22 protein-coding genes are annotated in these 18,359 nt (G+C 65.0%); 17 read left to right on the forward strand and 5 right to left on the reverse strand.

What is annotated here, in order from left to right; all coding sequences use genetic code 11:
• Window positions 1-38 precede the first annotated feature (38 nt).
• The 3 genes from ihpB to ACT6UX_RS05865 all read right to left on the reverse strand — a co-directional run bounded on the left by ihpB (window position 39) and on the right by ACT6UX_RS05865 (window position 2,676).
• Entirely contained in the window at window positions 39-1,013 is a 975-nt protein-coding gene (gene ihpB, locus ACT6UX_RS05855) for a divalent metal ion exporter adaptor subunit IhpB (protein WP_444774205.1), read from the reverse strand.
• A complete protein-coding gene (locus ACT6UX_RS05860) occupies window positions 1,013-2,287 on the reverse strand; it encodes a TolC family protein (protein ID WP_444774206.1) in 1,275 nt (424 codons plus the stop codon). The genes ihpB and ACT6UX_RS05860 overlap by 1 nt, the downstream gene beginning before the upstream one ends.
• 68 nt (window positions 2,288-2,355) lie before the next feature.
• The gene (locus ACT6UX_RS05865; RefSeq protein WP_444774207.1) at window positions 2,356-2,676 is read right to left on the reverse strand and encodes a hypothetical protein; all 321 of its coding nucleotides are present in this window, start codon (window positions 2,674-2,676) and stop codon (window positions 2,356-2,358) included.
• Between the two features lie 186 nt (window positions 2,677-2,862).
• Between ACT6UX_RS05865 and ACT6UX_RS05870 the strand changes: the two genes are divergently transcribed.
• Window positions 2,863-3,630, forward strand: a complete 768-nt coding sequence (locus ACT6UX_RS05870; protein WP_444774208.1) for an HpcH/HpaI aldolase family protein — start codon at window positions 2,863-2,865, stop codon at window positions 3,628-3,630.
• Between the two features lie 69 nt (window positions 3,631-3,699).
• Here the strand turns inward: ACT6UX_RS05870 and ACT6UX_RS05875 are convergent, their stop codons facing one another.
• On the reverse strand, window positions 3,700-3,876 hold the full coding sequence (locus tag ACT6UX_RS05875; RefSeq protein ID WP_444774209.1) for a hypothetical protein: 177 nt from the start codon (window positions 3,874-3,876) through the stop codon (window positions 3,700-3,702).
• Between the two features lie 239 nt (window positions 3,877-4,115).
• On the opposite strand from ACT6UX_RS05875, the gene ACT6UX_RS05880 reads away from it, so the two are divergent.
• The 7 genes from ACT6UX_RS05880 to ACT6UX_RS05910 all read left to right on the forward strand — a co-directional run bounded on the left by ACT6UX_RS05880 (window position 4,116) and on the right by ACT6UX_RS05910 (window position 9,997).
• Entirely contained in the window at window positions 4,116-4,478 is a 363-nt protein-coding gene (locus ACT6UX_RS05880; protein ID WP_444774210.1) for a hypothetical protein, read from the forward strand.
• Between the two features lie 386 nt (window positions 4,479-4,864).
• Window positions 4,865-5,320 (forward strand): hypothetical protein, encoded by a 456-nt coding sequence (locus ACT6UX_RS05885; protein ID WP_444774211.1) that lies wholly within the window; start codon window positions 4,865-4,867, stop codon window positions 5,318-5,320.
• The gene (locus tag ACT6UX_RS05890; protein WP_444774212.1) at window positions 5,305-5,919 is read left to right on the forward strand and encodes a cysteine hydrolase family protein; all 615 of its coding nucleotides are present in this window, start codon (window positions 5,305-5,307) and stop codon (window positions 5,917-5,919) included. The genes ACT6UX_RS05885 and ACT6UX_RS05890 overlap by 16 nt, the downstream gene beginning before the upstream one ends.
• A gap of 76 nt (window positions 5,920-5,995) precedes the next feature.
• Window positions 5,996-6,457: a hypothetical protein gene (locus ACT6UX_RS05895; protein ID WP_444774213.1), complete on the forward strand. Its 462-nt coding sequence runs from the start codon at window positions 5,996-5,998 to the stop codon at window positions 6,455-6,457.
• 159 nt (window positions 6,458-6,616) lie between these two features.
• The gene (locus ACT6UX_RS05900; RefSeq protein ID WP_444774214.1) at window positions 6,617-7,183 is read left to right on the forward strand and encodes a hypothetical protein; all 567 of its coding nucleotides are present in this window, start codon (window positions 6,617-6,619) and stop codon (window positions 7,181-7,183) included.
• Window positions 7,184-7,248: 65 nt separating this feature from the next.
• Complete coding sequence (locus ACT6UX_RS05905) at window positions 7,249-9,423, forward strand: catalase (protein WP_444774215.1); 2,175 nt, start codon at window positions 7,249-7,251, stop codon at window positions 9,421-9,423.
• A 34-nt stretch (window positions 9,424-9,457) separates the two neighbouring features.
• Window positions 9,458-9,997 carry a hemerythrin domain-containing protein gene (locus ACT6UX_RS05910; protein ID WP_444774216.1) on the forward strand — a complete coding sequence of 180 codons (540 nt, stop codon included), beginning with the start codon at window positions 9,458-9,460 and terminating at the stop codon, window positions 9,995-9,997.
• Between the two features lie 243 nt (window positions 9,998-10,240).
• Here ACT6UX_RS05910 and ACT6UX_RS05915 read toward each other — a convergent pair whose 3' ends face one another.
• Window positions 10,241-10,573, reverse strand: a complete 333-nt coding sequence (locus tag ACT6UX_RS05915) for a hypothetical protein (protein WP_444774217.1) — start codon at window positions 10,571-10,573, stop codon at window positions 10,241-10,243.
• 146 nt (window positions 10,574-10,719) lie between these two features.
• Between ACT6UX_RS05915 and ACT6UX_RS05920 the strand changes: the two genes are divergently transcribed.
• The 9 genes from ACT6UX_RS05920 to ACT6UX_RS05960 all read left to right on the forward strand — a co-directional run bounded on the left by ACT6UX_RS05920 (window position 10,720) and on the right by ACT6UX_RS05960 (window position 18,355).
• Window positions 10,720-11,178: a hypothetical protein gene (locus ACT6UX_RS05920; RefSeq protein ID WP_444774218.1), complete on the forward strand. Its 459-nt coding sequence runs from the start codon at window positions 10,720-10,722 to the stop codon at window positions 11,176-11,178.
• Window positions 11,179-11,204: 26 nt separating this feature from the next.
• Window positions 11,205-11,792 carry a hypothetical protein gene (locus tag ACT6UX_RS05925; protein ID WP_444774219.1) on the forward strand — a complete coding sequence of 196 codons (588 nt, stop codon included), beginning with the start codon at window positions 11,205-11,207 and terminating at the stop codon, window positions 11,790-11,792.
• 153 nt (window positions 11,793-11,945) lie between these two features.
• On the forward strand, window positions 11,946-12,209 hold the full coding sequence (locus tag ACT6UX_RS05930; RefSeq protein WP_444774220.1) for a hypothetical protein: 264 nt from the start codon (window positions 11,946-11,948) through the stop codon (window positions 12,207-12,209).
• A 129-nt stretch (window positions 12,210-12,338) separates the two neighbouring features.
• Window positions 12,339-13,871, forward strand: a complete 1,533-nt coding sequence (locus ACT6UX_RS05935) for a terminase (protein ID WP_444774221.1) — start codon at window positions 12,339-12,341, stop codon at window positions 13,869-13,871.
• A gap of 655 nt (window positions 13,872-14,526) precedes the next feature.
• Entirely contained in the window at window positions 14,527-14,682 is a 156-nt protein-coding gene (locus ACT6UX_RS05940) for a hypothetical protein (protein WP_444774222.1), read from the forward strand.
• Between the two features lie 3 nt (window positions 14,683-14,685).
• Window positions 14,686-16,371 (forward strand): portal protein, encoded by a 1,686-nt coding sequence (locus ACT6UX_RS05945; protein WP_444774223.1) that lies wholly within the window; start codon window positions 14,686-14,688, stop codon window positions 16,369-16,371.
• A gap of 3 nt (window positions 16,372-16,374) precedes the next feature.
• Entirely contained in the window at window positions 16,375-16,731 is a 357-nt protein-coding gene (locus ACT6UX_RS05950) for a hypothetical protein (protein WP_444774224.1), read from the forward strand.
• The gene (locus ACT6UX_RS05955; RefSeq protein ID WP_444774225.1) at window positions 16,724-17,314 is read left to right on the forward strand and encodes a hypothetical protein; all 591 of its coding nucleotides are present in this window, start codon (window positions 16,724-16,726) and stop codon (window positions 17,312-17,314) included. The genes ACT6UX_RS05950 and ACT6UX_RS05955 overlap by 8 nt, the downstream gene beginning before the upstream one ends.
• 21 nt (window positions 17,315-17,335) lie before the next feature.
• The gene (locus ACT6UX_RS05960; RefSeq protein WP_444774226.1) at window positions 17,336-18,355 is read left to right on the forward strand and encodes a major capsid protein; all 1,020 of its coding nucleotides are present in this window, start codon (window positions 17,336-17,338) and stop codon (window positions 18,353-18,355) included.
• Window positions 18,356-18,359: the final 4 nt, after the last annotated feature.

Below are 18,359 nucleotides of genomic sequence, written 5' to 3' on the forward strand. Positions count from 1 at the left end.
GCGGAGCGAGGGACCTTTCCCGTTTCTTCACGCGCGCCTCAATGCTCATGCGCCGCTCCCGCCTTGCCGATTTCGGCCTTGATCACGAAGCTGTTCTTTGCGGCGTAGGTGTCGCCGGCGAGCAGGCCGAAAACCACCTCGACCCAGTCGGCGTCGCGCGCGCCGAGCTCGACTTCTCGGGAGGCGAATGTGTCGCTCTCGCGTACGAAGACCACTGTCTTGCCTTCCAGCATCTGCAGTGCACCGGTGCGGATTGCGACGTCGACCGGCTTGGCCGATAGAACGACCTTGCCGTCGACGAACAGGCCCGGCCGCAGCCGGTTGTCACCGTTCCTCACGATCGCCCGGGCGATCGAGGTCTGCGTGTCGGTGGCGCCGAGCGGCGACAGATAGTCGATGCGGGCCTCGACCGGCGGGCCGCCGTCGCCGACATCGACCGTCACGGCATCGCCTGTCCGGACGCGGCTGAAGTCTCGGCGGAACACGGCGAAGTCGATCCACATGGTCGACAGATCGGCGATCGTGAAGAGCGGCTTCGCTTCCGAGGCGAATTCGCCCAGCGTGCCGTCTCGGTCGATGACGGTGCCGTCGATCGGGGCCTTCAGCTCGTAGCTGGTGAGGCTCTGGTTGCTCTCGACCGTCGCGAGCACTTCGTCCTTCTTCACCCTGTCACCCAGCCGCTTGCGCATACTGCGGATCACCCCGGGAAAGCGCGGCGTCACCTTGACCAGTGTCTCCTGGTTGGGCTGGATAATGCCGTTGAGACGCAGAGTGTCGTGCAGTTCGCGCGGGCCGGCCTGGAGCAGTTCGATGCCCGCGGCCGCGACCTGCGCGTCGGTCAGCTTCACGCCCTCGTCGTGGGCATGGTCCCCTTCCTTCTCATCGCCGTGCCCGTGTCCACCCTTGGCGGGCGCGGGAGGGCGCGCAAACCGCGGATCGAAGGCGTACCAGCCGGCGGCTGCGACCGCGCCGGCACAGACCAGTGCGATGGCAAGGTATCTCAGATATCGCATCATTTTCCTCGTGCCAGCTTGACCGCGCTGCCGGTAAGGCCCTCGATGGTGGCGATCGAAGTGTGGAAGCTCGCCAGTGCCTCGTGTTCCTGCAGTTCCGCGTCGGCGACGGTGCGGTAGGCGTCCAGGATCTCGAGCAGCGTGTAGCGGCCCTGTCCGTAGCCCGCTTCGACGGTCGACAGGGAGGCGCGCGCCGCGGGAATCACCGTCCGGCGCAGCAGCTCGACCTGGGCCAGGGCGCCGGTCGCGGTGTCATGGGCCTTGCCCACGATGGCGATCAGCGTGAGCCGGTTCACCGCCCGCTCGGCGCCGGTCTTCTGGGCGGCCTCCTGGGCTTCGCGGATGGCGCCGGTGTTGCGGTCGATGACGTTGATCGGCACCGAGACGCCGAGGCGCAGGGCGTTCTGGCTGGTCTCCGCATAGTGGCGCCAGGCGATGTTGGCCGTGATGTCGGGCAGCGGCTTGAGACGCGCCGATAGGAGCTCGGCATCGCGCCGGGCGCGCACAACCGTCCAGCGCATGAGCTGCGGATTCTCCTCGATCGCCTTGATGGCGGCGTCCAGCGGCGCCGGGCGGGAGATGCGACCGAAATCCCCGGCCACGGCGGCGAAGGTCGGCCGGTCGAGGCCCATCAACGCCGCAAGCTCGCGCCGTGCGACGTTGAGCGCGATGCGCGCCCGCTCGCGGTCGAGCCGAACGAGGCCCGCGGCGGCCTGCATGCGCGAGACCTCCGCGGGAGATGAGGCGCCGGCCTCGACCCTCTTCTGCATCTGCGGCACGAGCTTCTCCAGGGCCGCAGCGTGGCGTTCGAGGAGGGCGATCTTGCGCTGTACCGACAGCGCTTCGACGAAGGCGATGGCCGTTTCCGACAGGAGCTCCAGCCGCGTCGCCTCGCGCTCCCAGCGGGCGGCGTCGTAGTCGCCGAGGGCGGCCTGGACGCGCGCGTCGCGCTTGCCGCCCAGCTCGAAGAGCTGGCTGATCTGCAGCGTATATTCGGCGCCGCTCGTCAACCCGTTCTCGCCGTAGGCGAAATTGTCGACCTCGACGCCGACGGTCGGATTGGGCAGGGCGCCGGCCTGCTCGCGCCGCCCGTCCGCCATGTTGATGGTCCGGTCGGCGACGGACAGGCGGGGATTTGTCGAGATGACGGTGCGCAGCGCCTGGGGCAGCAGCAGAGCGGCGGCGCGCTGCGCCGACACCTGGCCGGTCTGGGCCAACGACGGATGAACTGCAGCGACGGCAAGCGTCGCGCAGAGCCATAAACGGGGAGACATGTGAACTCCGATCGCAGGAACGGGAACGACCCGAAGCGTTCAGGCTTCAGGCGGACGACGTGCGGCGATCAGGCTCTGGGAGGAGGCGGCGCGAGGGACGTGTGGTAGGAGACGAGGTCTCGCACCGGCGCCTGCCGAACCGCGATCCGGTCGGGCGATGCGTCCTCGACCGGCGTCGGCACCGGCAGTGAGACGGTGGCGCAGACGTGACACTTCTCGCCCGCTGGGCTTCCTTCGTCCTGCGGGGAATCGTCTGCCGTCGGCGCGTGGATGGAGGCCGCCAGCGTGGCGTTCGCCGTGGCAATGCCGCAGACATGGAAGGTCGTGACGAAGGCCACCGCCAGCGCGCAGAACAGTCCGAACAGTCGCGAGGGAAGGTGACGCGTCACGGCGCGGAGTGAACAACACGCGGTCCCGGCGGTCAACGGCGTGCGACGATCTTGGTCAACCGCACCGTTTGGCTGGCAATCTCACCCTCGATGCCCGCGAAGCGGCTCGTAGCCCTTGATGCGGGAGCGCGGATCGTGCCCAATCCCGCCGCTTCTGAGACTCTTGGACGAATGAAAGGTCCGGCCATGCGAAAGAACAAGATCAAGGAAATCTGGGCCGCGGGGAAATGCGCGACACTGGGGTGGCTCTCGGTGCCGAACACCTTCACGGCGGAAGTCATGGCGCGCCAGGGCTTCGACGCGCTGTGCGTAGACCTGCAGCATGGGTTGTCGGAGATGAAGGACGTGGCGCCGATGCTGCAGGCGATCTCGCAGACCGACACGGTGCCGGTGGTGCGCGTGGCATGGAACGAGCCGGCCGCCATCATGAAGGCGCTCGACCTCGGCGCCTACGGCATCATCGTGCCGCTGGTAAACAATGCCGAGGAGGCTGCCAAGGCGGTGGCAGCCTGCCGGTATCCGCCGGTGGGCATGCGCTCCTCGGGACCGGTGCGCGCGGTTCACTATGGTGGTGCCGACTACGTGGCGAACGCCAACGACGAGATCATCGTCATGGCGATGATCGAGACCAAGGAAGGGCTGGAGAACCTCGAGTCGATCTGCGCGACGCCCGGCCTCGATGCCGTCTATATCGGCCCCGCCGACCTCTCGTTCGCCCTAGGCCTGCCGCCGCGCGGCGACAATCCCGATCCGCTTCACATCGCGACCTGCGATAAAATTCGCGAGGCCGCCCACAAGGCCGGCATCAAGTGCGTCATGCACTGCGCGGCCGCGCCCTTCGCGGCCGGCGCCGTCAAGCGCGGCTTCGACATGGTGATGCTGACGGCCGATCTCTCCTGCATGATCGCCGGCGCCCGCCAGCAGCTCGAGGAACTGAAGGCCAAGTCCGCCTGAGGCCGGGGTCGGCTCGACCGTTCTGCTACGTCAAGGGTCGCTGCCAAACGGTCAGCGAAGCTAACGCTGTCATTCGAGGGTGCCGAGGGCCTGCCTGATCTGGCTCTCGGCGCGCGGCCAGCGCTCGATCGCCTGTTCGGGTTTGAGCACTTCCGTCTGCAGGCCCGACTTCGTGTACACGAGTTCGCCGTCCTCATTGACTTCCAGCGTGCCGTCAATGCCTGCAATCGTGATTGGCTTGGCCATATCCTATCTCCAAATGTTTACCTGGAGGCACTACGCATCGTTGGGTGATCTGTTGCATGGCCGACGCGGTGGCTCGCCGTTTCGGAATTAAGCCAGAATATTCATGTAGAATGCTTAAACACTAGATTGCCATACAAACAGTATGCCGAAGCCCGGCCTTCCATATTTGATGATCGGCATATCATCGAGATGCATCGTAGCGCTTGGATGCTCACCCTTGTTGAGATAGTGGTGAGGTCATGACGGATTTGGCGGACGCGACACGTCTCACTCTTTGCCAGCGTATCCACCGTTTCGTGCTGGTGCTGGAGCGCTTCAAGCGCAATCCGAACCGGCGAGAGGCCTATCACGCACTCTCCGCGATCGAGGCCCTGCGTGAGGGGCGCTACGAGGCCGGGCTAGAATGTATTCGTGCCGCGGAGTTCGTGGCGCCCATTCCCGAAGGACTCGCTCTCCTGCGGGGACTGCACGATGACATGACCGCCACCGAATTGCGTCAGGCGTTGCGTGCTCTGATTCGTCCTGTCGACACGGACGTGCCGGCCAACGGCATCGCCGAGGCGAGCGGTCCGGCAGCGACCGGCGGCGACGCGACCAACTAGTCGCCGGCGATCCGGAACCGTTTGGGCCCCACACTGGCGGGACCCGCCACGGTCGCATCACGAATTTATCACACGTCATTGCGCAACCGCCCTCGTGTTGCCCCGTTTGCAAGACGGCCCGGCTTGAGCCGAGAGTTTTGCCAGCGTGAGGAGGGGAAGTTGCCGACCAACATCATCCATAGGGGATTGGGCTCCGAAGTCGCCTCTCTGCGGGCCTTAGGCGAGGGACGACGCCGCCAGTCGCTCATAGACCGTCTGTTGCGCGAGCGTCGCGAGACCCTGGCGCCTTCCGATCGTCGCCCGATCCGGAGAATGAGGCCCGTTACGCCTCTCTTGGCCGTGCCCCGACGCGATCCCTAGCCACTTTATGCGAGGAGCCATTGCCGATGCCGCGTCTCGCCTGGAACGATCTTGCCAATTCTCCCGGGACCGCCTTTCTGATCGTCGGCGAACTCGCACCGTGTTTCGCAGGCGGACCTCGTGAGGACGATCCCTTCGACAGTGCGCGTCTCCGGTTTGCCGCCAACCTGGTGGTTCGCACCTGTAGTCACCTCAAACTCAAAGGCCCTTTCGCCGTGCAGCCGTCGCGCGAAGGAAACAGCCTGCTGATCCAGTGCGTGGTCACGGAGCCGGAAGATTTCATGCGTCTCGGCGAAGTGACGGGGGGCCAGGAAATAGAAGCCTCCCTCTGGTGCGGGCACCGGCATTTCCTGCTCGACAATGCCACGCATGAAGCGCTGCTCGCCATTGCCGGTCAACCCGACGGCCGCGGCGCCGGCCGGCGCGCCCGAGCTGCGTCCCGGGAGGCTGAGGAGCAGCGTCATCGATGGGGACACGACTGAAAGGCTGCGACTTTCCTCTGGAAGGCGATGCGGTTCTGCATCTCTGCATCGACATGCAGCGTGTGTTCGCCGACGAAACTGCCTGGCACGTACCTTGGCTGCCGCGCGTCCTGCCGGCCGTGGTCGAGATCGCTTCCCGACATGCCGCGCGGACGATCTTCACCCGCTTCGCACCGCCCGCTGGTCCGGACGCCGCACCGGGAGCCTGGCAGTCCTACTATGAGCGCTGGCCGGAAATGACGCGGGAGGAGCTGGATCCCGGCCTGCTCGAGCTCGTCGAACCGTTGGCACGTCTCGTACCGCCGGCCCGCCAAGTGGAGAAGCCCGCAAACTCCGCCTTCAGCCGTCCCGGCTTCGCGTCGGCCCTCAAGCGGCGAGGTATCTCGACACTGGTCGTGACAGGCGGGGAAACAGACGTCTGCGTGCTTGCCACCGTGATGCAGGCGATCGACCTCGGATTCCGCGTCGTGCTTCCCACTGACGCGCTGTGCAGCACCAGCGATGGCGCACACGACACCGTCGTCGACCTGTTCGGTGCTCGCTTTTCCTCGCAGGTCGAGGCCCTCACGACCGAGGATTTGCTGCGCCGCTGGCAATAGCGTTCGCCGCCGGACGGCAGGGCGCGGACGAGCCTGCCATCCTTCCTGGCATATTGTCCCCGCCGGGAGAACCGCTTTGCCGAAAGTCCAGTGGGCAGACCTCGCATGCGATCCGGGCAAGGCCCATCTGCTCGTTGCAGAACTCGACCCGTCTTTCTTCGGCGGCAGGATCCCAAGCGACCCGTTCGACTCGCAGCGCTTGCGCGAAGGCGTGAATCTGATGAGTCGCGTGTGCACCAAGCTGAGGCTCGGTGCGACACATTCGGCGACGACTTCTCGTGCCGGCAACGCCAGCATGGTGCTCTGCGCTTTCGCGGCCAAAGAGGATCGAGATAGGGTTGCCGCTCTCTTCGACTCAGAAGTGAACGCGCAGGGGCCGGGCGAATGGGCCAGTCGCCGCCGCTTTGCGCTTACGGGCGCGACCCACGAGCGCCTCGTTTCGGTCGGTGGCGAAACCGACAACCGCTATGCTGGCCGACGGCGCCGGGACCGCGAGCGCAGCGACGCTGAACAAACCCTGCGCTGGGGTGACGTCTAGTGGACCGTTCACGGCGCGGGCGTACGTCCGGCTTGGAGATGTGGATCATGAGGCGCGTAAAGATATAGTCATCGTTTCGGGTACGAAGGCAGACCGAACGCGCGGTCGTGGAAGCGTAGAGGCTGGTCCTCTCTCTCATGCGAGGACACGATGCGATCGATGATGCGTTCACTGACGGCGCTCGCGGCGGCCGCGGCCGCCGCGCTTTCCATCACGACTGCCGGCGCCGCCACGATCGGCGGCACGTTCTATGCGGTCCAATACGACTTCCAGGAATTCTGGACGGCCACCGACGGCAAGTACTTCTGCGTCGTCCTCGCCGGCAATCCGTTCCCGGCCCTGGCGCCCGAGCAGGCGGCGGCCGGGTTGTTGCCGGTGATGCAAGCCTCAAAGCCGCGGCCCGCCCTCACCTTCATCTATGACGCGCCACCCGAGGCGGCCCGTCCGGACTATCGTCTGGTGCTGGTGTCCAATGCCGCAAACGACCTGAACGGCGACAGCGTCTGCCGGGGCACGACCCGCTTCAAGTCCGGGCGTCCCGGCGTCGTCAATCTCTTTGCCGTCTACTGCCGGAACGACATGGCGATGTCGATGACCACCGCCACAACGCCGGCGGCAACGCCTGCCGATCCGAACGTGGCGAAGCTCTTTCGCGAACTCTTCATGGTCGTGTTCAGCGACTCCCCCGCGTTGAAGCCCAATGTGGGGGGAAGCGACCGCCGATAGCGCAACCGTTCCACGGGACACCCGTTGCAGGCGAGTTCTCCACGCACAACTGAACGGAATCCCTGATGGCCAAAAAGCCTGTATCGCCAACGATGGCGCCTCCTTCTCCGCGCACGGCCGGGCAGGATACCCCCCTCGACAATGTCGACGCGGGGAGACAGGAAACGGCCAAAACCAGCTCTATCCAGCCCGACACGATGCCGCCAGGCAGCGTGCTCACGACCAACCAGGGCGTCGCGGTGAGCGACGACCAGAACTCGTTGAAAGCCGGCGTGCGCGGGCCGACGCTGCTCGAAGACATACTAATGCGTGAGAAGATCACGCATTTCGACCACGAGCGCATTCCGGAACGCGTTGTGCATGCCCGCGGCGCGGCCGCTCATGGTGTGTTCCAGGTCTACGAAGACCTGTCCGAGATCACCTGCGCGCAGCTGCTCCGCGATCCCAAGGTCCAGACACCGGTCTTCGTTCGCTTCTCGACCGTAGCCGGCTCGCGCGGGTCGGCCGATACGCCGCGTGACGTGCGCGGCTTTGCGGTGAAGTTCTACACCCAGGAGGGCGTGTGGGATCTGGTCGGCAACAACATGCCCGTGTTCTTCATCCAGGACGCCAACAAGTTCCCTGACCTCATCCATGCGGTGAAACCCGAGCCCAACAACGAGATTCCGCAGGCACAGTCGGCCCACGACACCTTCTGGGACTTCGTCTCGCTGACGCCCGAGAGCGCCCACATGCTGATGTGGGTCATGAGCGACCGGGCGCTGCCGCGCAGTTACGCAACGATGGAAGGTTTCGGCGTTCATACCTTCCGTCTGGTCGATGCCGCGGGCGGATGGCGTTTCGTCAAGTTCCACTGGAAGCCTTTGAAGGGCGTGTGCTCGCTCGTCTGGGACGAGGCAAACCTCCTGGGTGGTCGCGACCCAGACTTCAACCGGCGCGACTTGTGGGAGGCGATCGAGCGCGGCGATTTTCCCGAGTGGGAGTTGGGATTGCAGATCGTCGAGCCGGCGGATGAGCATAAGTTCGACTTCGACCTGCTCGACGCTACCAAGATCATCCCCGAGGAGCTCGTGCCGATTCGCAAGGTCGGCAAGATGACGCTCAACCGGAACCCGGACAACTTTTTCGCGGAGACCGAGCAGGTGGCCTTCCATACCGGTCATGTCGTGCCAGGCGTCGACTTTACCAACGATCCGCTCCTCCAGGGCCGACTCTTTTCCTACATCGACACCCAACTCCGGCGTGTCGGGCCCAACTTCCACGAACTGCCGATCAACCGTTCACTGCGCCCGGTCGACAACAACCAGCGCGACGGCTTCGGTCGCATGACGATCAACCCCGGCAAGGTCGCCTATTTCCCCAACAGCCTGGGGGGCGGCTGCCCGATGCATTCGCCCACGGCCGCGGCGGCCTTCCATTCGGTCACGGTCCAGGAGGCGGGGGCCAAGCTGCGTCAGCGCAGCGAAAGCTTCAGCGACCATTTCAGCCAGGCGACTTTGTTCTGGAACAGCATGAGCGACTGGGAGAAGGATCATATCGCCGCGGCGTTCTCTTTCGAGCTGAACATGGTCGTGGACCAGGGCGTTCGGAACCGCGTCATGAATGAACTTCTATGCAACATCGCCCCGCAGCTGGCTGACATGGTTTCCGGTGCGACCGGCATCGAAGTCGCGCCGGCCGGCACGCCCGACGCGCCCACTCCCTCGGCGCCGACGCCGTCCGGGCCGCTCAATCCGAAGGCGGCAGAGCTGCACTCGCCGGCCCTTTCCATGGACAAGGCACCGCCGATGGTGCGGGGCCGCAAGATCGCGATCCTGGTTGGTGACGGCGTCGACTCTGCCCTCATCAAGACTATGGTCGCCGAACTCACCAAGGCTGGCCAGGTGCCGGAGCTGATCGGTCCGACCGCCGGCGCGGTCATCGACTCGACGGCCAAGCCGCTGCCCGTGAACCGCGCGGCGCCGAATGCGCCGTCTGTGATTTATGACGCCGTACTGATCCCGCCGGGTGTAGCGGAAGGACTGATGGCGATGCCGATGGCCCAGCGTTTCATCGACGAAGCCTTCCGTCACGGCAAACCGATCGCGGCGGCCGAGGATGTACGGGCATTGTTCAAGGTGATCGGCATCCCCGAGACGGACGGAGTGGTGATCGGAGGCACAAAATTGTCGACCTCGCTTCTCGACAATCTCGCCCAGCATCGCTTTCCAAGGCGCGTGTCCAACCTCGCGCCGAACTGAAGACCAACACACATTCTGGATTGAGAGGCATACCATGGCTACGAACGATAATGCGGTCGCGCTGCTCAAGGCTGACCATCGCAAGGTTGAAGAGTTATTCGAAGCTTTCGAAAAGGCGCGGACCGAAGATCGCAAGAAGGCGCTGGTGGAACAGATCTGCACTGAGCTGATGGTGCATGCGACCATCGAAGAAGAGGTTTTCTATCCGGCCTGCAAAGGTAAGATCGAGGACGAGGATCTGCTGGACGAAGCCTATGTAGAGCATGACGGTGCGAAGGTATTGATCGCCGAGCTGCTGCAGGGCTCGCCCTCGCATGAGTTTTACGACGCGAAGGTCAAGGTCCTTTCCGAAATGATCAAGCATCACGTCAAGGAAGAGGAGATGCGTTCCGAAGGCCTGTTCGCCGAGGCTCGCGACGCCGGTGTCGACCTCGACGATCTGGGCGAAAGGTTGAAAACCCGCAAGGCTCAGCTCCTCGCCAAGTTCAAGGAGGCCGGCAAGCTGCCGCCGCCGCAGACCCGTTCGTTTACGGGTCATAAGCTCTCCCAGAGCGAACCCGTAGTGGCGCAGTAGAGCTTACCCGCTGCAACCCGATCCTTCCGTGCCCCTTGGAGTAAACGTCAACCTCAAGGAGCGCGGAATGGCCGGCGCGGCGGAGAAGACGACCAGTCAGCCACCCAACGCAGCGACAGCAGATGTCGGGCGTGACCCGCGCGACGCAGCCCCGTGCGACGATTGCCGTCACCGGAGGCAAGCCTTTCCTCCATGAATAAGGGCCGGGTCGATGAGACCCGGCCTTTTTCTGTGTGCGACCGATCAGCGCCGATCGTTCTTGTGATGCTGGTCGCCGGGCTTCACCGGCGCCGCCTCGATAAAGGAGACCGGATCGCTGCCCGGGAAGCTGTCCTTCAAGGCCGCATCGAGCTTCTTCTCCAACTTATCGTCTGCGGACTGGGGCTTGCCCTTCTCCTTCGCCTCGGGGGGGCTGCTTTCCACGCGTGCGATGCGCTGCTCGAGCGCGAGCAACTCCTGCTCCATCATCTTGAGATCGGACGTCTCGCGTTCCGACCCACCTTTGGCCTTGTGCGCACTTGCGATCTTCGCCTGTAGGTCGTCGCGTTCCTGCATCAATTGTTCGGTCTTGGTCATGGGAATCTCCGGGCTGAAGGTTCGAGTACAACGTGCGCGGGAGCTTTCGAGTTGCCGACGACATTCCAGCGGCAGCCGCAACCATTCTCTGCGAGCCCGTTGTGCAGGCGGTTGAAATGCTCAGCTCCCAATTGAGAGGAATGAAAATGAAGAAGATGTTTGCCCTCGCGGCCGCCTCGGTAATGATCGCCGGCGCCCCGGCCTTTGCAGCTACCGATGCCGAGTGTCAGGAGATGTGGAAGAAGGCCGACGCGAACAGCGACGGCAACGTCTCGGGCGGCGAAGCCATCCGCTACATATCGTTCATGCGGGTCGCGGGCATGACGGTCGCCACCGAGGGCACGATCACCCAGACCGAGTTCATGAACGCCTGCAAGGCCGATGCCTACAAGACCAGGCAGGCCGATGCGGGGGCGCCGCTGAAGGGTTCGAATTCCTTCACCGAGGCCCAGGCCAAGGACCGCATCATTGCGCAGGGCATGGACAATGTGACCGGCCTTAAGAAGGACGACGACGGCATCTGGCGCGGCACGGCGCAGCAGGCCGGCAAGCCTGTGCAGGTGGCGGTCGACTACAAGGGCAACGTCGTGATGGCCAACCAGTAACGCACACAAGAAAAAGGAACATTCACATGAAGACCGTTAGTCGAGCTTATGACAGCTACGCCCAGGCCCGCGCGGCCGTCGACGCCGTCGAGAAGGCAGGCGTGCCGAGCAGCGACGTCAGCATCGTCGCGAACAAGTACGTCAGCGCCGAATACGAAGAAGTCGATGATGTGAACAAAGCGGCCGCCGGTGCGGGCATTGGCGGAGCAGTCGGCGCTGGCGCCGGACTGCTTGCGGGCCTCGGCCTGCTGGCCATTCCGGGCCTCGGCCCGGTCGTGGCCGCGGGCTGGCTCGCCTCGACGGCCGCTGTCGCGGCCGGCGGCGCAGCCGCGGGCGGCATCGTCGGCGCAATGGTTGAGGCGGGCACCGACAAGGATCATGCAGAGGTCTATTCGGAGGCCGTTCGTCGCGGAGGCACGCTGGTCACGGCGCGGGTTCCCGATGGTGATGCGACGCGCATCGAATCCATCCTCTCTGCCTCCAGTCCGATCGATCCGGTCGCCCGTGGCGCCGAGTACCGTGCGGCCGGATGGAAGAACTTCGATCCCAAGGCGCCGCCGTACCGCCCGAGCCAGACCGAAATCGACCGCATGCGCGCGAATTGGCCGGGTTGATCAGGTAACTGCGAAAGGAAGGGCCCGCTTGACGGGCCCTTTTTTGCGCGCCTGCCCCAGCCATCGTGATGTTTTGTCGAGGCGAAATTGCCCAGTTACGCAACAAACACAGCGCTCGGGCATTGATTGTCCAAAGGAAAGGAGGAGCAGGACATGGAGACGGCCCGTACCCTTCTGGAAGACATCGCCCAATATTTCGCCGCTCCCGCCTCGCCGCGCGACCAACTCGATATGCTGCGGCGTGACAGGCTCGATGCCGAGGCCGAAATTCGCTCCGTACTCGATCGCCTGGCGAGCAAATATGACCTGCCTAGCGAGGACGTCGAGGAGACGATGAGCGGCATCGGCGCCGCCATCGGCGACATGACCTACGACCCAGAAACAGAGTATCTCGAGGAAATCGACAGCAAGCTCTAGCCGCGGCGCACTGTAGGGACCATCGGCAGGTGCCGTGTCGAGATCGCGCCGCCTCGTTTTTTGCCAGTCTGGCACAGACAAAGCGATTTTCCTTGCTCGTGCGATGTCCGGTTCACCAGCAACTGTGCCGTGGCCGACCCATCGCAGCTTCAGCCTTCGCCAGCCCTCAACCCGCTAGGCATCGAGGCCGGAACCTATGCGCACGATCCGCTGGGATTCGTGCTTTTCGCGTTCCCTTGGGGCGAGGCGGGGACTGTGCTGGAGAGGGATCCCGGGCCCGAGCTCTGGCAGCGCGAGGTCCTGCTGCATATAGGCCGATCGCTCGGCAGTGTCTCCGACGCGATCCGCATTGCCGTCGCTTCGGGGCATGGCGTCGGCAAGTCGGCGCTCGTGGCGTGGATCATTGTCTGGGCGCTCGCGACCTTCCGCGACACGCGCGGCATCGTGACGGCCAATACGGCGACGCAGCTCAAAACCAAGACCTGGCCCGAACTCACCAAGTGGCTGCGGCTCGCCGTCTGCGCTGACTGGTTCGATATATCCGCCACCGCGATCGCCAGCACCGAGCCTGTGCACGAGCGGACCTGGCGCATCGATGCGGTGCCATGGAGCCTCCGCACCACCGAGGCCTTCGCCGGGCTGCACAATCAGGGCCGCCGCCTGATCGTCGCCTTCGACGAGGCCTCGGCCATTCCCGACCCTGTCTGGGAAACGATCGAAGGCGCGCTGACTGACCGCGACACCGAGATCCTGTGGCTGGCCACCGGCAATCCGACACGAAACACCGGCCGCTTTCGCGAATGCTTTGGTCGCTTTCGCCATCGCTGGCTGCGCCACCAGGTCGATGGCCGCAAGGTTTCGCTCACCGACAAGGGCGAGATCGCGCGTTGGGCGGCGGACTATGGCGACGACAGCGATTTCTTCCGTGTCCGCGTGAAGGGCGAGTTCCCAAGGGGAGGGGCCATGCAGTTCATCGACAGCGAAACGGTCGAGGAGGCGGCATCCCGTCCCGCCGAAGGTCACCTACGCCAACCGCTCGTCATGGGCGTCGATTGCGCGCGCGGCGGTGACGACCAGAGCACGATCTGGTTTCGCCGCGGCCGCGACGCGCGGACCGTGCCCGCGATCAAGCTACGGGTCGGCGACCTGATGGTGCTGTCGGGCAAGGTGGCGGAACAGGCGCTACGCCATCGAGCGGCCGCGGTGTTCATCGACGAGGGCGGCATCGGTGCCGGCGTGGTCGACCGCGTGCGCCAGATGCTGGCGGGCCATCTCATCGTCGGCGTCAACTTTGGCGGCCGCGCCGATCGCTACACATTGGGCGACGGCATGCCGCTCACCGCCAACAAGGCCGCCGAGATGTGGGCCTCGATGCGCGCCTGGCTCAAGACCGGCGCCATCCCCGACGATGTCGAGCTGAAGGCCGAGCTGACGGCGCGCGAATACGGCTTCGACCTGCACAACGCGTTGCGGCTCGAAAAGAAGGAGGACATGAAGAAGCGCGGCCTTTCCTCGCCCGACAATGCCGACGGGCTGGCGCTCACCTTTGCCTATCCGGTGGCGGATCTGCCGGAGAACACGCGGTTCGAGGACGGTGCCGGACGGGGCGTCGTCGGCGTCACCTCGACCGAATCCGACTACGACCCGCACGCGGACCTATAAGCACTGGACTCACACGCGCTGCATTGTCATGGTCGAATCAATCGCCCGCAGAGGCGATTGGGAGGCATCCTGGGCGACCGGTCGATCGGCCGACACGATGTCTGGAGGTCCGCTGTTCCTCTCATCTCCGAGGGAGCGGCGGACCTTTCGCCTTGGACCGGCGGTGCGCCAACACGCCCCTCCTATGTTGACGCCGCGGAAGCCCACCTCGATCATTGCCAGTGACCTCAACGCGATGGTGATGCCAATCCACCGCGATCCGGGCGCCGTCCTCGCCACCTGTAGACGAGGACGTGGATTCGGCATTCCCGCATCGAATCCGCATTATGTAATCTCCCGCTGACGTCGTTGCGCGGTCACCGCAGAACACGCCGCGATGAACCACCACTGCGAGCATGACGGCGCCTCCACCATGGGAAACCTCTCCAGGCGATATCTTCTTGTATGTAGTTCGCCGGAGAGAGCAGCCGCTTAGAAGGTGGTTAGGCTCACTTTCTCAAATTCCCGCTTGCATCTTCAAAATCCGGTTCATCAGTAACTTAAGGGCTCGCTTCTCACAGGAGAAACGCCCTTGGGTATTTTTGGTGGCGGCCAAGCCGCTTATCCTCCGATGTCGCCGCCGGCTTTGCCCCCGGCGCCAGCACCCGTCCCTTCGATGGCCGACCCATCGGTTCGCGAGGCGCGGGATGCGCAGAAGAAGCGCGCGGCCGCCATGGCGGGTTACGCTTCGACGATCACGACTGGTGGGCTCGGCCTCACCGGTGCCGCATCGACCACTGCCGCGCGCGGCAAGACGATGCTGGGGGCCTGAGCGATGGCCCACGATCCCGCCCTCCGCCGCCACATCGATGCCCGCCTCAACGTCCTAAAGCGCCAGCGCCAGTCCTGGGAACCCAGCTGGCGCGAGCTGTCGCGCCTCGTCAATCCGCGGCGCGGGCAGTTCTTCTCGTCGCCCAACCAAGGCGGCCGGGGCGCGCAGGCTAATACCGCCATCCTCGATCCGACCGCGCTCTTCGCATTGCGCACCTTGGTGGCCGGGCTGATGTCGGGCGTGACCTCGCCGGCGCGGCCGTGGTTCCGGCTGTCCATTCCTGACCGCCGCGTGGCGTCGCTGGCGCCGGTGAAGGTCTGGCTCGACGAGTGCGTGGAGCGCATGCGCATGGTGTTCAATGCCGGCAATCTCTATTCGGCGCTGCCGCTGATCTACGAGGAGCTGGGCCAGTTCGGCACCGGCTGCGCGATCGTCGAGTTCGACCGCGAGGACGTGATCCGCCTCTATACCCTGTCGACCGGCGAATACTGGCTGGGTCTCGACTGGCGCGGCAGGGTCGACACGCTGGCGCGGCGTTTCATGTATTCCTACCGCCAGATCGAGGCGCGCTGGCCCGAGCACGGCATTGCCGAGATCTCCGAGCGGGCGCGCGGCGCTGATGCCGACACCGAGATCGCCGTCCTGCACATGATCGAGCCCAACACGGGCTACGAGAAGGGGCGGCTCGACCAGACGGGCAAGAGATTCCGTTCGGTCTACTGGCGAGAGGGCGGTGGCCAGTCGGCTGGAGATATGGATGGCGAGTTCATCCATTGCGGTGGCTATTCGCAGTTCCCGGCACTGACGCCGCGCTGGTCGCCGATCGGCAACGATGCCTACTCGAAAGGGCCTGGCCACGACGCGCTGCCCGACGTGAAGTCGCTGCAGATACTGAAGAAGCGCGAGCACAACGCGGTCGACAAGCATGTGAACCCGCCGATGGGCGCGCATGTCAGCCTGCGCGGCTCGGCCTCTTCGGTGCTGCCCGGCGCCATCAACTACTTCACCACCCAGGAGAGGGGAGCGGGGATGTGGCCGCTCTACCAGACCGCTCCCGGCGCCATCGCGGAGGTCGAGCGTCTCGTCTCGCGCACCCAGGCCACTATCAAGTCGGCCTTCTTCGCGGACCTCTTCCTGATGATCTCCGACATGGACGGCGTGCAGCCGCGCAGCCAGCTCGAGATCAGCGCCCGCCGCGAGGAGAAGATGCAGATGCTGGGGCCAGTGCTCGAGAACCTGCACGACGACCTGTTGCAGCCGCTGGTCCAGCGCACCTTCGGCATCATGGCCGAGCACGGGCTGTTCAGCCCTCCGCCGCCGGAGCTGCACGGCTATCCACTCGACGTGGAGCTGATCTCGATCCTCGCGCAGGCGCAGAAAGCGGCCGACCTCGGCACCGTCGAGCGTTTGTGGGCCTTCGCCGGCAGTATCTCCGCCACCCGGCCCGAGGTTCTCGACAAGCTGAACGCCGACGAAAGCATCGACGTCTATGCCGACAAACTCGGCGCACCGGCGTCGATCACTCTGGCCGACGACGTCGTGGCCCAGCTCCGTGCAGCCCGCGCGCTCCGGGCCGAAACCACGCAGGCTCTGCAAGCGGCCAGCGCGCTGGCCGAAGGTGCCAAGACCTTGAGCGAGACCGAGGTCGGCGGCGGCCGCAACGCCCTTCAATCCGTCCTGGGAGCCTGAGCGATGCACGATCCGAACGAAGCAAGGCAGGTCCGCGAGGCCGAGCGGCTGGCGAAGGAGGCGCAGGAGCGCGTCGCCGACGACCTCTGCTCGGTGATGGCCACCGAGGCGGGCCGCCGCTTCATGCACGGGCTGCTCGGCCTCTGCGACATCCGCAGCGACGGATATGTGCCGGGCGGCCTCGAGGCCCAGCGCCACCAGGATTATCGCGCCGGTCGCCGCAGCATCGGCATCGAGCTGCTGGGCGAACTCGAACGGCACACACCGGACATGACCGAGCTGATGAGCGTTGAAGCCCGGTTCAACCATTTGGAAGCCGAATTGGCGGCTTGTGCCGCGGAGGAGCAGAGCGATGGCTGACACGATCGACAGCACCACGACAGTGGCGCAGCAGGGCGCGGCGCCCGAGATGGCCGGCAGCCTGGAGGGCGAGGTTGCGGCCGCGCAGCGCGCTCCGGAGGCCGACGCCGGCAACGCAACGACCGACGTGCTCGTCGACTATTCGGGACTCACCCTGCCCGAGGGCTACCGCGCCGACGATCCGGTGTTCGCCGATGCCGTAAAGCTGTTCGATGCCGAGAAGATCGCACCGGAGACGGCGCAGCGCCTGATCGACTTCACGCTCGAGCGCGACAAGGAGATCGCGCGAGCGGTCAATGAGCATTCCATGTCTACGTGGACGAAGCAGACGACCGAATGGCGCGCGAGCTCGGAGAAGGAATTCTCGCCCGAGGCGCTGGGTGAAGCCAAGACGGCGCTTTCGCGGGTCTTCGACCGCCAGACCATCGCCTATCTCGAAGGGCTGGGCTTCACAAATCATCCCGGACTGATCCGGGGAATGGTGAAGGTCGCCCGCAGCATAAAGGACGACTCGTTCGTGGGCGGCAATGCCGGCCGCGGCCGCGGCGGGCTAGACCCCAAGTCCCTCTACCCCAACTCCTAGCACAACTAGGAACCACGCCCCATGGCAACGCTTTCCGTAACCAATCCGACCCTGGCCGACTGGTCCAAGGTCATCGACCCCAATGGTAGCATCGCGCAGGTGATCGGCCTGCTGTCGCAGATGAACGAGATCACCGACGACATGGTGTGGAACGAAGGGAACCTGCCGACCGGCCACCGCACCAGCGTGCAGACCTCGCTGCCGACCGGCACCTGGCGCCGCTTCAACGAGGGTATCGTGCCGACCAAGAGCACGAGCACGCAGATCACCGATTCCTGCGGCATGCTCGAGACCTACTCGGAGATCGACAAGGCGCTGGCGGACCTCAACGGCAATACCGCGGCCTATCGCCTGTCCGAGGATCGCGCCTTTCTCGAGGGGCTGACGCAGCAGCTCGCGGGCGTGCTGTTCTACGGCAACACCGCGACCAATCCCGAGCGCTTCATGGGGTTCGCGCCGCGCTACAATACGACGTCCACGGCGACGTCGCAGACCGCCAACAACTTCATCCCGGGCGGCGGTTCGGGCTCGGACAACACGTCGATCTGGCTGGTCGGCTGGGGCGATCTCACCGTCCACGGCATCTTCCCCAAGGGCAGCAAAGCCGGCCTGTCGATGAAGGACCTGGGCGAGCAGACGCTGCTCGACGCCTCGGGCAATCGCTACCAGGGCTATCGCACCCACTACAAGTGGGATGCCGGCCTCACCGTGCGCGATTGGCGCTATGTCGTGCGCATCGGCAACATCGACGTGTCGGATCTCGCGGGCTCGACCCCGGCCGACCTGGTCAAGCTGATGATGCGGGCGATGAACAAGATCCCCAACATCAAGATGTGCCGGCCGGCCTGGTACATGAACCGCACGACCAAGCAGTGGCTGGATATCCAACGCAACCTTGGCGCCTCGGTCTCCAACACGACCAGCAACACCAACATCCGGCGCACGCTCGACGAGAGCGACGGCCGCCTGTTCGACAGCTTCGGCGGCATCCCGATCCGCAAGTGCGACCAGATCACCTTGGCCGAAGCGACCGTGTCGTAGGCGG

The organism is Reyranella sp. (genome assembly GCF_052439685.1).
Taxonomy (GTDB): domain Bacteria; phylum Pseudomonadota; class Alphaproteobacteria; order Reyranellales; family Reyranellaceae; genus Reyranella.

Excerpts from the sequence above, each read along its gene's own strand:
- ihpB (WP_444774205.1), bottom strand. The coding sequence starts at position 1,013 with ATGCGATATCTGAGATACCTTGCCATCGCACTGGTCTGTGCCGGCGCG.
- ACT6UX_RS05860 (WP_444774206.1), bottom strand. The coding sequence starts at position 2,287 with ATGTCTCCCCGTTTATGGCTCTGCGCGACGCTTGCCGTCGCTGCAGTT.
- ACT6UX_RS05870 (WP_444774208.1), top strand. The coding sequence starts at position 2,863 with ATGCGAAAGAACAAGATCAAGGAAATCTGGGCCGCGGGGAAATGCGCG.
- ACT6UX_RS05875 (WP_444774209.1), bottom strand. The coding sequence starts at position 3,876 with ATGGCCAAGCCAATCACGATTGCAGGCATTGACGGCACGCTGGAAGTC.
- ACT6UX_RS05880 (WP_444774210.1), top strand. The coding sequence starts at position 4,116 with ATGACGGATTTGGCGGACGCGACACGTCTCACTCTTTGCCAGCGTATC.
- ACT6UX_RS05885 (WP_444774211.1), top strand. The coding sequence starts at position 4,865 with ATGCCGCGTCTCGCCTGGAACGATCTTGCCAATTCTCCCGGGACCGCC.
- ACT6UX_RS05890 (WP_444774212.1), top strand. The coding sequence starts at position 5,305 with ATGGGGACACGACTGAAAGGCTGCGACTTTCCTCTGGAAGGCGATGCG.
- ACT6UX_RS05900 (WP_444774214.1), top strand. The coding sequence starts at position 6,617 with ATGATGCGTTCACTGACGGCGCTCGCGGCGGCCGCGGCCGCCGCGCTT.
- ACT6UX_RS05905 (WP_444774215.1), top strand. The coding sequence starts at position 7,249 with ATGGCCAAAAAGCCTGTATCGCCAACGATGGCGCCTCCTTCTCCGCGC.
- ACT6UX_RS05910 (WP_444774216.1), top strand. The coding sequence starts at position 9,458 with ATGGCTACGAACGATAATGCGGTCGCGCTGCTCAAGGCTGACCATCGC.
- ACT6UX_RS05915 (WP_444774217.1), bottom strand. The coding sequence starts at position 10,573 with ATGACCAAGACCGAACAATTGATGCAGGAACGCGACGACCTACAGGCG.
- ACT6UX_RS05920 (WP_444774218.1), top strand. The coding sequence starts at position 10,720 with ATGAAGAAGATGTTTGCCCTCGCGGCCGCCTCGGTAATGATCGCCGGC.
- ACT6UX_RS05925 (WP_444774219.1), top strand. The coding sequence starts at position 11,205 with ATGAAGACCGTTAGTCGAGCTTATGACAGCTACGCCCAGGCCCGCGCG.
- ACT6UX_RS05930 (WP_444774220.1), top strand. The coding sequence starts at position 11,946 with ATGGAGACGGCCCGTACCCTTCTGGAAGACATCGCCCAATATTTCGCC.
- ACT6UX_RS05940 (WP_444774222.1), top strand. The coding sequence starts at position 14,527 with ATGGCCGACCCATCGGTTCGCGAGGCGCGGGATGCGCAGAAGAAGCGC.
- ACT6UX_RS05945 (WP_444774223.1), top strand. The coding sequence starts at position 14,686 with ATGGCCCACGATCCCGCCCTCCGCCGCCACATCGATGCCCGCCTCAAC.
- ACT6UX_RS05950 (WP_444774224.1), top strand. The coding sequence starts at position 16,375 with ATGCACGATCCGAACGAAGCAAGGCAGGTCCGCGAGGCCGAGCGGCTG.
- ACT6UX_RS05955 (WP_444774225.1), top strand. The coding sequence starts at position 16,724 with ATGGCTGACACGATCGACAGCACCACGACAGTGGCGCAGCAGGGCGCG.
- ACT6UX_RS05960 (WP_444774226.1), top strand. The coding sequence starts at position 17,336 with ATGGCAACGCTTTCCGTAACCAATCCGACCCTGGCCGACTGGTCCAAG.